The organism is Bacteroides sp. AF25-5LB (assembly GCF_003602965.1).
GTDB lineage: Bacteria > Bacteroidota > Bacteroidia > Bacteroidales > Bacteroidaceae > Bacteroides > Bacteroides uniformis.
Window position 1 is genome coordinate 52,945 of record NZ_QTMC01000019.1, and the last position, 14,930, is coordinate 67,874.

Sequence of the window (14,930 nt, forward strand, 5' to 3'; positions counted from 1 at the left end):
CCCTGCCGTTATCCGGTTCTGGAATCTCTTCGTTCTCATTTATAAATCAAATCCTATATCTCTTCTGAAATATTTCTTCTCGAAGTCTATCATGTCGGCCACGCGGTAGCTTTTCTGCAAGGCTTCTTCCTTCGTTTCACCATAGGAGCAGACGGCGATGACACGGCCACCGGCGGTTACGGTCTGTCCGTCCTTGGTGGCTGTTCCGGCATGGAAGAGGATGCTGTCTGTTTCGGCAGCCTTCTCGAATCCGGTCATCACCTTGCCCTTTTCGTAGGCTTCCGGATATCCTCCGCTCACCAGCATGACGCAAGCGGCTGTGCGTGGGTCGAATTCCAGTGTACGCTGGTCGAGGTCGCCCTGGGCAACGCCTTCGAGTAGGTCTACCAGGTCGCTCTTGATGCGCAGCATCACACTTTCGGTTTCGGGGTCGCCCATGCGGACGTTGTATTCGATGACCATCGGTTCGCCCTTCACGTTGATAAGTCCCAGGAAGATGAAGCCTTGATAGCCGATCTCTTCTTCCAGCAGACCGTTTACGGTAGGTTCGATGATGCGGGTGCGTACTTTTTCCATAAATGTTTCGTCGGCAAAAGGTACGGGAGTAACACTGCCCATACCGCCGGTGTTGAGGCCTTTGTCGCCTTCGCCGATACGCTTGTAATCTTTGGCTACGGGCAATACCTTATAGTGGCGGCCGTCTGTCATCACGAATACGGAACACTCGATGCCGCTGAGGAACTCTTCAATGACTACCGTGGCGCTGGCATCGCCGAACATGCCGCCCAGCATTTCCTTCAGCTCTTTCTGAGCTTCTTCCTGTGTGGGGAGAATCAGCACGCCCTTGCCTGCACACAGTCCGTCGGCCTTCAGTACGTAAGGCGCTTCGAGGGAAGCGAGGAAGTCGAGCCCCTCCTGCAAGTTGTCGGCGGTGATGCTCTTGTAGCGGGCAGTGGGGATGTTGTGGCGCATCATGAAGCCTTTGGCAAATTCCTTGCTACCTTCCAGTGTGGCACCTTTGGCGGTGGGGCCGATGATGTCGATATGGCAAGTGGCAGGGTCTTCCTTGAAACTGTCGAAGATGCCTTGTACCAGCGGGTCTTCTGGGCCCACAACAATCATGTCGATTTCTTTCTCAAGGGCAAAAGCCTTGAGTGCGGGAAAGTCTGTCGCCTTCAGGTTCACATTCTCGCCTGCTTCGCTTGTACCTGCATTGCCGGGAGCAATATATAGTTTCTCTACTTTCGGGCTTTGGGCAATCTTCCATGCCAGAGCGTGTTCGCGGCCACCGGAGCCTAATAATAATATTTTCATGGGTTCATTTACAATTTATAATGTACAATTTGTCTGTGCTGTGGGACATCAGGTAAGTTGTACAGATTGTTATACTTAATGATTTATTCTCTCTTTTATTCTCTTCTTTCTTCTACCATCTACTCCCTATTTGCACGCCCGCACTGCATAGCAAATTGTACATTGTATATGGTACATTGTACATTAAAGATATTCTTCAAAATATCTTGTTATCTTCTCGTGCAGATGCACACGGTCGCGTCCCAGGACGTTGTGCTTGTGCGTGGGATAGATAAACAAATCGGGATAGGTACGGGCATCCACGCACGCCTTCATGAATGAAAGGGTGTGCTGCGGCACGCAGGTGTCGTCGTGGTCGTCGTGTATGATGAGCAGGTGTCCTTTCAAGTTACCGGCAAGGTTTTTCAGGTTCGTCTGCTTGTAGCCTTCCGGGTTCGTCTGCGGAGTGTCCATATAACGTTCACCGTACATTATCTCATAGTATGCCCAGTCGATGACGGGTCCGCCGGCAACACCTACCTTGAAAATTTCGGGATAGCGCAGCATCAGCGCCGTAGTCATGTGTCCTCCGAAGCTCCAGCCGTGCACTCCGATACGCTCTCCGTCCACATAAGGCTGGCTTTTCAGGAATTCTACGCCCTTCACCTGGTCTTTGCCCTCTTCGATGCCCAGCTGGCGGAAGGTGGCGTTTTCAAACTCCAGTCCACGATTGCTGCTGCCACGGTTGTCGAGGCTGAATAGGATATAGCCTTTGTTTGCCATGTAGATGTCCCAGCCGCGGGCATCGTTCATCCAGCCGTTCGTTATCATCTGGGCGTGCGGGCCGCCGTATACGTAGACGATGGCAGGATACTTCTTTGCCGGGTCGAAGTCGGCAGGCTTTATCAGGCGGTAGTACAAGTCTGTCTTGCCGTCTGCGGCTTTGATGGTGCCTACTTCTATGCTGGGCATTTCAAAGCCTTCGTAGGGGTTCTTGGCTGTCAGCAGTGTGTGTTCCCGTTGTTTCTTCGGGTTGGTGGACATCAGTTTTATGATACGGGGGCAAGTGGGCGAAGAGGCATTGTCGATGAGGTAAGTTCCCATGAAGCCGGAGATTTGTGCCGAGTGCACGCCGGTTGGGTCTCCTATCAGGCTGCGTTTGCCATTCTTCAGGTTGACAGCGTAAAGGTTGCTCTGCAAAGGAGAGATTTCCGTACTCTTGATAATGAGCTCTTTCGTGTTCCGGTTAAAACCTACGATGTCTTGTACAAGCCAGGGGCCGGAGGTGAGTTGCTTCAGCAGTTCCCCTTCCGTATTGTATAGGTACAGATGGTTGAAGCCGTCACGCTGGCTTTGATAGATGAACTTGTGGCTGTCCCATGGCAGGAATAGAATGGGAGATTGCGGCTCCACATATTTGGGATGTCTCTCTTCGATGAGCACTTGTTGCAGCTTTCCGCTTTCAGCATCGTATCGGCACAGTTTGGAGTGGTTTTGGTCTCGGTTTAGCTCTATCAGATAGAGGCTTTTGCCATCCGGTGCCCAGGTGATGTTGGTGAAGTAGCGGTCTTTTGGGTCGCCCATGTCCAGGTAGATGGTCTTTTGAGTAGCCGGATTGTAGATGCCTACCTTTACCTGATGGCTGAGCATGCCGGCCATAGGGTAGCGTATTTTATCCACCAGCGCTATTCTTGCCGTGATGTCAACCAATGGATAGGGGGTGACCATGCTTTCGTTCATTCGATAGAAAGCCAGCAGGTCTCCAGCAGGATTCCAGAAAGTGCCTTTTGAAATGCCGAATTCATTGCGGTGCACACTTTGTCCGCAGACGATACCTTCCGGTTCGTTGGTGACTTTCAGGGTTTGCCCGTCACTGGTCATCACATAGAGATTATTGCCGATAGTATAAGCCAAATGGCGGCTTACCTCGTTCCAATCCTCATTTGCGGCTTGGGCGGGGCAAGGCTGGCTCCAGATGACTTTTTTCTTCTTCCAGTCGACGAGGGCACGGTACTTGCCGGTGTTCAGCAGCAGGAGTGGGTCTATTTGGACTTGAATACCCTGATTGACGCCTCGGGGTACGTTGACAGCCTTTGCAGCATGAAAGTGACGCAGTTTTCCAAGTCCTTTTTCTTCCAGCAGCGCGTTGGCTTCTTCCAATGTGATGGCAGTGAATTTCTCTCCGGGCTTGGCACCTAATCCTTTGACAGCCCATGTACCTTCTATATTGTCGATGCCAAGTTCCAGACAAGCGGCATCGCCCCACCACTGGTACCACTTGTTTTCGGCAGTATGGTAGGTTTCACCTCCGGGAATAAGGTCTTCCAGGGTCGGCTTTTTCAGTTCTTGTGCCATGACGTTTGTTGTAAACAGAGCAGGCACTGCCATCAGCAGTGCAAGAATGCTCTTACTTATTTTCTTTGCATTCATTCTCCTTGTCATTGTTCGTGTTATTCTTCTTCCTTCTTTCCCGCCTCTCTTCTTTTTCTTTCCGGGTAAGACTCACCCGACTTTGTTCTGCGTTCTCCACCGAATTCGCGTCTTTCCCTCGGTCTGAATTCCCGTTTTTCCCCGTCTTTGAACTCTCTTCTTTCACGCGGACGGAATTCTCGCTTTTCGCCGTCCTTGAATTCTCTTGGTCTGCGTTCACCGTTGAATTCGCGTCTTTCGCTACCAAATTCACGTCTCTCTCCACTGAATCGGGGACGGAATTCGCGTCTTTCTCCGGGTTTGAACTCTTTCCTTTCTCCTGAAGCCGGACGAAATTCTTTGCGCTCCTTGCTCAACTCCTCGCCTTCGGCACGGAATTCCTTGTACTTTCCGTCGAAGATTTCGTACTGGCGGAATTCACATTCCAGTGCACCGTTGAATAAAGGTATCTTGGAGGTGGCTTTTAGCCCGATTTGGTCGAAGCACTCTTCGCGGTAAGATAGAACCCATGCAGTGTTGCCCGTAAAGGCGTGTTTCAGACGCTCGCCAATCATGGAGTAAAGTCCCAGCAGGTCGTTGGTAGAGATACGCTCCCCATAGGGTGGGTTGGTGATGATGATGGATTTCTCCGCAGGTTGCTCGAATTGCTGGAAGGGTTGCAGCTTCAATACTACATCCTTGCTTACGCCGGCAGCCTTTATATTGTGTGTGGCAATTTCGTTTGCCTTCGGGTTGTTGTCGTAACCGTAAATCTTATGTGTGAATTCGCGTTCCTGACTGTCGTCATTGTATATCGTGTCGAACAACTCTTGGTCAAAATCCACCCACTTCTCGAAAGCGAACTCCTTGCGGAATACGCCCGGAGCGATGTTGCGTGCAATCAGCGCCGCTTCGATGGGAATGGTTCCCGAACCACACATCGGGTCTATCATGTCGCATTCGCCACGCCAGCCAGTCATCAATATCATGCCGGCGGCCAGCACCTCGTTCAGCGGGGCCTCTACTGCTTCCTGGCGATAACCGCGGCGGTGCAGCGATTCGCCGCTGGAGTCGAGAGACAGCGTACATTTGGTTTCGGCAATGTGTATGTTCAGCAGCACGTCCGGTTTGTTGACACGCACGCCGGGACGTTCGCCGGTCTTCTCGCGGAAATAGTCCACGATGGCATCCTTCACCTTGTAGGAAACGAACTTGGAATGACGGAACTCTTCACTGAATACAACCGCGTCCACGGCAAAGGTCTTGTCCGTATCCAGATAGTCTTCCCATCGGATGGCTTTAATCTGTTCGTAAACCTCGTCGGCATCCTTGGCTGTGAAGTGTTTGATGGGTTTCAGTATCCGGATGGCTGTACGCAGGCAGAAGTTGGCTTTGTACATCATTTCCTTATCACCACTGAAAGATACCATGCGGCGGCCTATTTCTATTTCGTTGGCGCCCAGTGCAGTCAGCTCTTGTGCCAGTACCTCTTCCAGTCCTTGGAAGGTTTTGGCAATCATTTCAAAAGATTGTTCGCTCATCTATTTATTTACTATTTTACTGTTTTTATTCTATTGTTTATCAGTAATTTGCCTCCCGTTTGTTAGGCACTGGCGTCTGTTGGCTCAGACACCGGTGTTTGTTGTGTTGGACACTTGTGTCTGACGTGACAGACACAAGTGCCTGACAAATGCAGCAATATTGCCTTTTAAACGAGGTTTGAGGCTTCTCATTTCTTCGCCTTTGTCTGTACAATTCTCGCTCCTGCCGGAACATCCTCCGTCACCCAGATATTGCCGCCCACAGTGGCTCCTTGTCCGATGGTGATGCGTCCCAATATGGTGGCGTTGGAATAGACTATCACATTGTCTTCCAGAATGGGATGGCGGGGAATACCCTTGATGGGCTTGCCGTCTTCGTCCAGCGGGAAGCTCTTGGCACCGAGGGTCACACCCTGGTACAGCTTTACGTTGTTGCCGATGATGCAGGTCTCGCCGATTACCACACCCGTACCATGGTCGATGGTAAAATAACCGCCTATTTCCGCTCCCGGATGGATATCGATTCCTGTTTCACTATGCGCCATCTCGGTGATGATGCGGGGAATGAGGGGGACACCCAACTTGAGCAGTTCGTGTGCAATGCGGTAGTTGCTGATGGCTCGGATGGCCGGATAACAGCTGATGACTTCGCCGAACGACTGTGCGGCGGGGTCACCATTGTAGGCAGCCTCCACATCTGTGGCAAGCACCCGTCTCATGGCCGGCAGGTTGCTGATGAATTTGGCAGCCAATAAAGCGGCTTCTTCCCGTTGGAGCTCGGTACAACAATTGCATTCGCCATCGCCTGCAAAGCAGAGTCCGGCAAGGATTTGTTCGGTCAGCAGGTCGAACAAGCGCTCCACGTTGACGCCGATATGGTAAGTCACCGTGCGGCTGTTGACCGTGGAATTTCCGAAATATCCGGGGAAGATGATGGCCCGCGCCAGTTCGATGATGTCGCGCAGCGCTTTTGCCGAAGGCAGCGGATTGCCGTCCGTATGCTGGTGAAACAGTCCCTTGTATGATTCGCTTTCCGATAGCTCATCGACTGCTTGTGTCAAAATGTGGGTAAAGTTGAGTGGACTCATTATGATATCCTTAAGTTTAAAAGTGGAGGCAAAGATAGGAAATACTCGTCAAATATCCTACATATCCCTCATTTATAGTACATATTTACCATATTTGTGGTATTTCCCACGAACCGATTTTGCGCTACTTTTGTCTTGTAAGAAATAACGTACCTCATTCCACTCCGGATTGTTAGTCTTTTCCCTTAGGGGGAATGAGGGTTTTTAAAACAGTTGGATTATGAAGAAGATAGCAGAACGCCTTACCGACCTGGTAGGCAACACTCCCTTGTTGGAGTTGAATAATTATAACAAGAATAAAAGTTTGAAAGCCCGTGTTATCGCCAAATTGGAATATTTTAACCCTGCCGGTAGCGTGAAGGACCGCGTGGCGCTTGCCATGATAGAAGATGCCGAGGCAAAAGGGCTGTTGAAGCCCGGTGCCACCCTCATCGAACCTACCAGTGGTAATACGGGCATAGGGCTGGCTTTTGTAGCCGCCGCCAAAGGTTACAAGCTGATACTGACGATGCCCGACACAATGAGTCTGGAGCGCCGCAACCTCTTGAAAGCTCTCGGTGCAGAACTGGTGCTGACCCCGGGTGCCGACGGTATGAAAGGCGCCATAGCCCGTGCCGAAGAACTGAAGGCCGCCAACCCCGGTTCGCTGATTTTGCAGCAATTCGATAATCCTGCCAATCCGGCAATGCACGAGCGTATTACGGGACAGGAAATCTGGCGTGATACGGACGGTCGGGTCGATGTTTTCGTGGCAGGTGTAGGTACGGGAGGCACGGTGAGCGGAGTGGGCGCAGCCTTGAAAGCCAATAACCCGAAGGTAAGGATTGTGGCTGTGGAGCCCGAAGATTCTCCTGTACTTTCCGGCGGAAAGCCCGGTCCCCATAAAATACAAGGTATCGGTGCGGGATTTGTGCCGAAGAACTATAACAGTGCCGTGATAGACGAAGTGCTGCAGGTATCCAATGATGATGCCATCCGTACGGGTCGCGAACTGGCGAAGTATGAGGGATTGCTGGTCGGCATCTCTTCGGGGGCTGCCGTTGCTGCGGCTGCCCGCCTGGCAAGGTTGCCCGAAAATGAGGGCAAGACGATTGTCGCGCTGCTGCCCGATACGGGAGAACGGTATCTTTCGACGCTGTTGTATGCGTTTGAGGAATACCCATTGTAAGAGCAAACATTTCTGCCGGTTATCCGCTCCATCAATGTGGAGCAGGTAGCTGGCAGATGGTATTTATAGTTCGCTTGGTCTTAACCCGAACGACCGGCAGCTCATTTTCTCTACTTTCACTTCCCATATCTTGACATTGCGTACGGCAGGTTCGGCATATTTGCATTCATTCTCCGTGTATTGCTTCATCAGCATGTCGAGTACGCGTCGCTTCTCTTCCATGTCTTCCACGAAGTGTACTTTTCCATGGCAGATGACACTGCGCGACTTCATGCTATAGCTGCATGCCACTTGCCGGTGCATATAGACCAGTTCGTGTCCTTCGCAGAAGGTGATGCAAACTTGCGGGTGCTTTGTTATCATCTCCACTTTACTACCTTCCGGGCCGGAATGCAAGTATATCACTCCGTCTTGATAGGCAAAGTTCATGGGAACCACATATGGGTTTCCTTCAAGGTCTGTGATGCCCACTATGCAATATGGACATTTGCGGATAATTTCCTCAATCTGTGTAGGGTCCGTAATAGTAATCGTCTTCATCGTGCAGGTCTCATCTCCGGTCTCTCTCTGAAAGAAAGGGATCGGGGATGATTTTAAATTATAGGGTTATTCTATACCAGTGCAAAATCCAGTTGTTTCTTCTCCAGATTGGCGCGTGCCACTTTGACGGTGATGGCGTCTCCCAGGCTGTATATCCGGTTTTTACGGCGCCCGCGTAGGCAGTAGTTCTTTTCGTCGAATTCGTAATAGTCATCGTCGAGGTCACGGATGGGAATCATGCCTTCGCATTTGTTTTCGTTCAGCTCCACGTAGAGGCCCCATTCCGTTACACCGGAGATGACACCGTCGAAGGTCTGTCCCAGGCGTTCGGTCATGAACTCTACTTGCTTGTACTTGATGGAGGCGCGTTCCGCGTTGGAGGCTATCTGCTCCATGTTGCTGCTGTGCTCGCAGAGGGCTTCGTATTTCTGTTCGGACACGGTGCGGCCTCCCTGGTCCAAGTACTTGGTGAGCAGACGGTGCACCATCATATCCGGATAGCGGCGGATGGGCGAGGTGAAATGGGTGTAGTAATCGAAAGCCAGACCATAGTGCCCCACGTTATGTACGGAGTAGCGTGCCTTCTGCATGGCGCGGATGGAGACGGTTTCAATCAAGTTCTCCTCCTTCTTGCCCTGGATGTCGTCCAACAGGTGGTTGATAGACTTGGAGATGTCGGTCTTTGTACCGCTGGTACGCAGCTTGTAGCCGAAACGGGCAATGAACTGTGCCAGATTGTCCAGCTTTTCCGGGTCGGGGAGGTCATGGATACGGTAAGGCAGCACTTTGGCTTTCTTGCCTTTGGGCACACGGCCTATCTTTTCGGCTACGGTACGGTTGGCAAGCAGCATGAACTCCTCTATCAGCTTGTTGGCATCTTTCGACTCCTTGAAGTAGACGCTGACGGGTTTGCCCTTCTCGTCAATTTCGAACTTCACTTCGTAGCGGTCGAAGTTGATGGCTCCTGCCTTAAAGCGGTTCTCACGCAATATTTTGGCAAGCTTATCCAGTTGGAGCACCTCTTCCTTGAAGTCTCCTTTGCCGGTTTCGATAATCTCCTGGGCTTCTTCGTAGGTGAAGCGGCGGTCGCTTTTGATGACGGTATGCACTACGCGCGAGTTCTTCACTTCTCCCTTTTCCGTCATTTCGAAGATGACGGAATAGGCCAACTTCTCTTCGTCGGGGCGGAGTGAACAGATGAAATTACACAACCGTTCGGGGAGCATCGGGATGGTGCGGTCTACGAGGTAGACGGATGTGGCACGCTTCTCGGCTTCCTTGTCTATGATGCCGCCCTCTTTCACGTAATGGGTCACGTCGGCGATATGTACGCCCACTTCCCAAAGTCCCTCTTTCAGTTTGCGGATGGAGAGGGCGTCGTCGAAGTCCTTGGCATCTTTGGGGTCGATGGTGAAGGTGGTTACGCCCCGGAAGTCCTCGCGTCGGGCTATTTCCTCGGCGGAGATTTCGGCGGGTATCTTGTCAGCGGCTTTCTCTACGGCGGCTGGATAGACATAAGGCAGCCCGAATTCCGCGAGGATGGCATGCATCTCGGTGGTGTTGTCTCCGGCGCGTCCCAGGATGTCGATTACCTGACCGATGGGGTTTTTGGCTTTGTCGGGCCATTCCACCACTTTTACGATGGCTTTGTCGCCCGTTTTGCCGCCTTTCAGTTTCTCTTTGGGGATGAAGATGTCGTTGGCAAGCGTACGGTTTTCCGTTACAAGGAAAGCGTATGACTTGGCAACTTCCAGGGTACCCACGAAGGTGTCGTTGGCACGTTCCAGTATCTCGATGACTTCTCCTTCGGCTTCGCGTCCGCGGCGCTTGGCATAGAAGGCGATACGCACTTTATCATTGTTCATGGCATGTGCCGAGTTGCGTTCGGCTATGAATATCGGTTCACCTCCATCTTCAGGGATGAAGGAGTTCTTGCCATTGCTTTTGCGCTGGAAGGTTCCGGTCATTTCCACACCGTGGTTGTTCAGCTTGTACTTGTGTTTGTCCACTTCTGTGATATAGTCGTCCATTGACAGTTCGGACAAGATATCCATACACAGCATCTTCAGCGGATGTGTGGTGAGGTGAAGTTGTTCAAAGATGTATTTCAAGGATAATACTTCGTCTTGCTTTGTGTGGAAGAATTCAAGCAACACTTTGACGAGTTCTTTCTTCTTCATGCGTTTGCCGGCTTTCTTTTCTTTCTTTTTGGCCATAATGATAATGAATTAATGTGCACATTGTTCTCTCTTGCAAAGTAAACAAATAAATACGTTCCTTCGTTCACTCAGACTTCAAAATATTATCATTCTATTGAAAATAATGAAGAGACGACAGATTGTAATGGATTTATGTACTATATTTGCACAAAAAGCGAGATAGGCTGTACCTTAGACGAAAAGCAGATGGAAATGCAAACTCTGAACAAAAAAGCAGATGCCACACGGGAAAAAGACATTTACCGGGTGACGGTTGTGGGAAGTGTGGTAAACTTTCTCTTGCTTGTCTTCAAGTTCTTTGCAGGTATTGTGGGGCACAGTGCCGCCATGCTGGCGGATGCGGTGCATTCTTTGTCGGATTTCATTACAGATATTATTGTCATTGTATTTGTGCGCATCTCAGCAAAGCCCGAGGATGAGGGGCACGATTACGGTCATGGCAAGTACGAGACGCTGGCAACTGCCATTATCGGTGTCTTTCTGTTGTTTGTGGGATTCGGCATTTTCTGGAACGGGGCTTCCTCCATTTACCGTTTCCTGCAAGGCGGTTCTTTGCAGGAGCCCGGTATGCTGGCGCTGGTGGCTGCATTGGTATCCATCGTTTTCAAGGAAGTGCTTTATCAATATACCGTTTTCAAGGGTAGGAAGTTGAATTCGCAGGCGGTTGTTGCCAATGCCTGGCATCACCGGAGTGATGCGCTTTCATCCATAGGCACGGCAGTGGGGATAGGTGGAGCCATTCTTTTGGGTGACCATTGGCGGGTGCTGGACCCGGTGGCGGCGGTTATTGTCAGCTTCTTCATTATGAAGGTGGCTGTGCAATTGTTGATACCGTGTGTGGACGAACTGTTGGAGAAATCATTGCCTGCCGAGGTAGAGGATGAGATAATAAAGACAATTCTCTCTTTTCCCGGTATCAGCTCGCCGCATCACCTTCGTACGCGTCGCATCGGCAGTTATTGTGCCATCGAGGTGCATGTGCGTATGGATGGCAGCATCTCGCTGGAGGAAGCTCACGAGACGGCAACGGCGGTGGAGAACAAGTTGAAAAGGCAGTTCGGCAAAGGAACACTGGTCAGCATCCATGTGGAGCCGGTGAAGAAGAGTAACGAGGCGACAAAGTAATAAAGGAGCGCCAAGGTGACGGATTGGATGAAAAGTAATCGGATGAAAAGTAATTAGTAATTTGTAACTGAAGAAGTGGAATCGATTTTAATTACAGGAGCAAGCGGATTTATCGGAAGTTTCATCGTGGAGGAAGCGTTGAAGCGCAAGTTCGGTGTGTGGGCGGGTGTACGCTCGTCCAGCAGCCGCGAGTATCTGCGTGACCGCAAGATACATTTTCTCGAACTGGACTTTGCGCATCCCAATGAACTGAGGGCGCAGCTTTCGGGACATAAAGGGACCTACAATAAATTTGATTATATTGTTCATTGTGCCGGTGTGACGAAGTGCGTGGACAAGAACGAATTCGATTTGGTGAATTACCTGCAGACCAAATACTTCATCGATACGCTGAGGGAGCTGAACATGATTCCCAAGCAGTTTATTTTCATCAGTACGCTGAGTGTGTTCGGTCCGGTACGCGAGAGGACCTACGACCCGATTATGGAGAGTGACCCCCCTTCACCCAATACCGCCTACGGACTCAGTAAACTGAAAACAGAACTTTATTTGCAGAGTATTCCGGGTTTCCCCTACGTCATCTACCGGCCGACGGGTGTATACGGGCCGCGTGAGAAGGATTATTATCTTATGGCAAAGTCCATCCAGCAGCATACGGACTTTTCTGTGGGCTTCCGCCGCCAGGACTTGACGTTTGTATATGTAAAGGACATCGTGCAGGCCGTCTTCCTCGGGATAGAGAAGCAGGTGTCCCGCCGCGCCTATTTCCTGGCTGACGGGAAGGTGTATAGCAGCCGTGCTTTTTCCGATTTGATAAGGAAAGAATTGGGCAACCCGTTTGTTATTCGCTTGAGATGTCCGTTAATTGTATTGAAAGTCGTATCTTTGCTCGCCGAATTCTGGGCGAAGCGGCAGAACAAGACCAGTACGCTCAATTCGGACAAGTATAGAATAATGAAACAACGCAACTGGCAGTGTGACATCACACCGGCCGTCAAGGAACTGGGCTTCAGTCCTGAGTACGACCTGGAACGGGGTGTAAAGGAAACCATTGCCTGGTATAAGGATAAGGGATGGCTTTAGATTTATTTAAAAGGGTAGAAACCCGTAAGGGGCTTTTTGCGGTAGAGAAGATTACGCTGATATACAATTTGCTGACTTCCATTCTCATTCTGTTTCTTTTTCAGGAAATGGATCATCCGGTGCAGATGCTTGCAGACCGTGTTGTTATTGCGGGTATGACGTTCCTGCTGATGTATCTTTACCGGCTGGCACCCTGCAAGTTCTCTGCCTTTGTGCGCATAGCCATCCAGATGTCACTGCTTTCCTATTGGTATCCCGACACCTTTGAGTTCAACCGGATATTCCCCAATCTCGACCACGTGTTCGCGTCGGTGGAGCAATGGATGTTTGGCGGACAGCCTGCTGTATGGTTCTGTGAAAGGTTTCCGCAGATGTGGGTGAGCGAGCCGTTCAATATGGGATACTTCTTCTATTATCCGATGATTCTGCTGGTGGTGGTGTGGTATTTCCTTTATCGTTTCGACCTTTTCGAGAAGGTTTCGTTCGTCATCGTCACCGCTTTCTTCATCTATTACCTTATTTATATCTTCGTCCCCGTTGCCGGGCCGCAGTTCTACTTCCCCGCCATTGGAAGCGACCATGTGGCGCAAGGTATCTTCCCGTCCATCGGTGATTATTTCCATCACCATCAGGAACTTCTTCCCGGTCCGGGCTATGAGCACGGCTTCTTCTACAACCTGGTGGAGAGTTCCCAGCAGGTGGGTGAGCGCCCCACGGCTGCTTTTCCCAGTTCGCACGTCGGAATGTCTACGGTACTGATGATTATGGCATGGCGTGGCAGCAAGCGTCTGTTTGCCTGCTTGTTTCCTTTCTATCTGCTGTTGTGTGGGGCTACGGTCTATATCCAGGCACATTACCTGATAGACTCTATCGTGGGTTTCGTATCGGCTTTCGGCATTTATATCCTGGCCACGTGGATGTTCAAGCGATGGTTTGCGCAGCCGATGTTCCGCTAGTCGGGCACGGTGATTATCTTTCCACTGTCTGTGGGTAATACCAATGTACGCGGATAAACTTCTGCCGGAAGTGAATGCTGGAAGTTTACGATGAGCTGTTTGAGTAGTTTTTTCTTTTTCATAAAGACATATTTATGGGATTCTTTCTTTCTTGGGAAGACGAATATAGGGACTTGTTTCTTTCTGCCAAAGAAACAATGTTTTTTTTCTTGCCTCTTTGTTGGCAAGGTTTTGCCTTCCCTATGGCAAGGCTTTGCCACCGCGTTGGCAAAACTTTGCCATAGGCATGGCAAAAGTTTGCCAAGGGCAAGGCAAGTGATTGGCAAAATTTCTTGCTGACAGACAGTGAGTTATGCGGATGGCAACAAAACGTGTCATCTGCGTCTGAATAGCCCCCCTCTCAGAAGCTATTCAAGAAGGGGCGTGAGGATGATTGCTCAAGTGTCGGACTCGATGGTAAAAATCGTATGCGGTTTTCTCCTATGGCAGCAACGGTTCTATCTCTTCGAAGATGCGGTACAGTTCCTCCTTCGTCTCTGCCCGCAGCATGGCTATCCGGGTGTCGCGGAAATTGGGAATCCCTTTGAAGAGCGGGCTTGCTGCCAGGTGGCGGCGCACGTGCAGTATGCCCCGTCGTTCATCCAGCAGGTTGACGCTGTCTTCCACTTCCTGGCGGAGTACGTTCAGCCGCCATTCGGAACTCAGCGGAGGGAGTTCTTCGCCCGTCTCCAAATAATGCTTCACTTCCTTAAAGAACCACGGGCGGCCGAAGCTGGCACGGCCTATCATGATGGCGTCCACACCGTAGAGGTCGAAGCATTCTTTGGCCCGTTGGGGAGTGGTGATATCACCGTTGCCGATGATGGGAATGTGCATGCGTGGGTTCTTTTTCACCTCGCCGATAAGTGTCCAGTCCGCCTCGCCGGTATACATCTGGGCGCGGGTACGGCCGTGGATGGTGAGGGCGGCAATGCCGCAGTCCTGCAACTGCTCGGCAAGGTCTACGATGATTTTACTGTTGGCATCCCAGCCCAGGCGGGTCTTCACGGTGACGGGAATCTTCACGGCATCTACCACGGCACGAGTGATTTCCAGCATCAGCGGAATGTTCTGTAGCATACCGGCACCGGCACCCTTGCCGGCAACGCGCTTCACGGGGCAGCCGAAGTTGATGTCCAGCGTGTCCGGATGTGCCTGCTCCACAATGCGGGCGGCTTCTACCATGGTGGCGGTGTCCCGTCCGTATATCTGTATGGCTACGGGCCGCTCTTCATCGCTGATGTTCAGTTTCTGCTGGGTCTTGCCTACGGAGCGTATCAAGGCATCGGCAGAAACGAACTCGGTATATACCATGTCTGCTCCGAAGTGCTTGCACATCAGGCGGAAAGCAGGGTCGGTGACGTCCTCCATCGGGGCGAGGAATACGGGGCGTGGGCCCAGGTCTATATCTTTAATCTTCATAATCTAAGCGGATTTGTCCGCAAAAGTACAGAAAAAAGCCTACCTTT

General features: G+C 51.0%; 12 protein-coding genes. 4 read left to right on the top strand and 8 right to left on the bottom strand.

Features of this window, described 5'->3' with window-relative positions; genetic code table 11:
• Positions 1-39: 39 nt before the first annotated feature.
• The 4 genes from purD to epsC all read right to left on the bottom strand — a co-directional run bounded on the left by purD (position 40) and on the right by epsC (position 6,331).
• On the bottom strand, positions 40-1,314 hold the full coding sequence (gene purD / locus DWY57_RS17525; protein WP_119962158.1) for a phosphoribosylamine--glycine ligase: 1,275 nt from the start codon (positions 1,312-1,314) through the stop codon (positions 40-42).
• A 183-nt stretch (positions 1,315-1,497) separates the two neighbouring features.
• The gene (locus DWY57_RS17530; RefSeq protein WP_119962159.1) at positions 1,498-3,723 is read right to left on the bottom strand and encodes a DPP IV N-terminal domain-containing protein; all 2,226 of its coding nucleotides are present in this window, start codon (positions 3,721-3,723) and stop codon (positions 1,498-1,500) included.
• Positions 3,724-3,743: 20 nt separating this feature from the next.
• Positions 3,744-5,243 (bottom strand): THUMP domain-containing protein, encoded by a 1,500-nt coding sequence (locus DWY57_RS17535; protein ID WP_119962160.1) that lies wholly within the window; start codon positions 5,241-5,243, stop codon positions 3,744-3,746.
• Positions 5,244-5,431: 188 nt separating this feature from the next.
• Positions 5,432-6,331, bottom strand: coding sequence for a serine O-acetyltransferase EpsC (gene epsC / locus DWY57_RS17540; RefSeq protein WP_117601067.1), 900 nt, complete (start codon positions 6,329-6,331; stop codon positions 5,432-5,434).
• A gap of 220 nt (positions 6,332-6,551) precedes the next feature.
• On the opposite strand from epsC, the gene cysK reads away from it, so the two are divergent.
• The gene (cysK, locus tag DWY57_RS17545; protein WP_119962161.1) at positions 6,552-7,499 is read left to right on the top strand and encodes a cysteine synthase A; all 948 of its coding nucleotides are present in this window, start codon (positions 6,552-6,554) and stop codon (positions 7,497-7,499) included.
• A gap of 63 nt (positions 7,500-7,562) precedes the next feature.
• Here cysK and DWY57_RS17550 read toward each other — a convergent pair whose 3' ends face one another.
• Positions 7,563-8,039, bottom strand: coding sequence for a pyridoxamine 5'-phosphate oxidase family protein (locus tag DWY57_RS17550; protein ID WP_118696478.1), 477 nt, complete (start codon positions 8,037-8,039; stop codon positions 7,563-7,565).
• Between the two features lie 71 nt (positions 8,040-8,110).
• Positions 8,111-10,255 carry a ribonuclease R gene (gene rnr, locus DWY57_RS17555; RefSeq protein ID WP_119962162.1) on the bottom strand — a complete coding sequence of 715 codons (2,145 nt, stop codon included), beginning with the start codon at positions 10,253-10,255 and terminating at the stop codon, positions 8,111-8,113.
• A 189-nt stretch (positions 10,256-10,444) separates the two neighbouring features.
• Here rnr and DWY57_RS17560 point away from each other — a divergent pair, with 189 nt between their 5' ends.
• The 3 genes from DWY57_RS17560 to DWY57_RS17570 all read left to right on the top strand — a co-directional run bounded on the left by DWY57_RS17560 (position 10,445) and on the right by DWY57_RS17570 (position 13,422).
• On the top strand, positions 10,445-11,383 hold the full coding sequence (locus DWY57_RS17560; protein WP_117601096.1) for a cation diffusion facilitator family transporter: 939 nt from the start codon (positions 10,445-10,447) through the stop codon (positions 11,381-11,383).
• 75 nt (positions 11,384-11,458) lie between these two features.
• Entirely contained in the window at positions 11,459-12,466 is a 1,008-nt protein-coding gene (locus tag DWY57_RS17565; protein ID WP_119962163.1) for an NAD(P)-dependent oxidoreductase, read from the top strand.
• A complete protein-coding gene (locus DWY57_RS17570) occupies positions 12,457-13,422 on the top strand; it encodes a phosphatase PAP2 family protein (RefSeq protein ID WP_005830954.1) in 966 nt (321 codons plus the stop codon). Before DWY57_RS17565 ends, DWY57_RS17570 begins: the two co-directional genes overlap by 10 nt.
• Here the strand turns inward: DWY57_RS17570 and DWY57_RS21565 are convergent.
• Together DWY57_RS21565 and dusB are read right to left on the bottom strand one after the other, a co-directional pair.
• Complete coding sequence (locus DWY57_RS21565; RefSeq protein WP_005834280.1) at positions 13,419-13,544, bottom strand: hypothetical protein; 126 nt, start codon at positions 13,542-13,544, stop codon at positions 13,419-13,421. The two genes, DWY57_RS17570 and DWY57_RS21565, sit on opposite strands and share 4 nt — an antisense overlap.
• A gap of 358 nt (positions 13,545-13,902) precedes the next feature.
• The gene (gene dusB / locus DWY57_RS17580) at positions 13,903-14,883 is read right to left on the bottom strand and encodes a tRNA dihydrouridine synthase DusB (RefSeq protein WP_005834282.1); all 981 of its coding nucleotides are present in this window, start codon (positions 14,881-14,883) and stop codon (positions 13,903-13,905) included.
• Between the last annotated feature and the right edge of the window lie 47 nt (positions 14,884-14,930).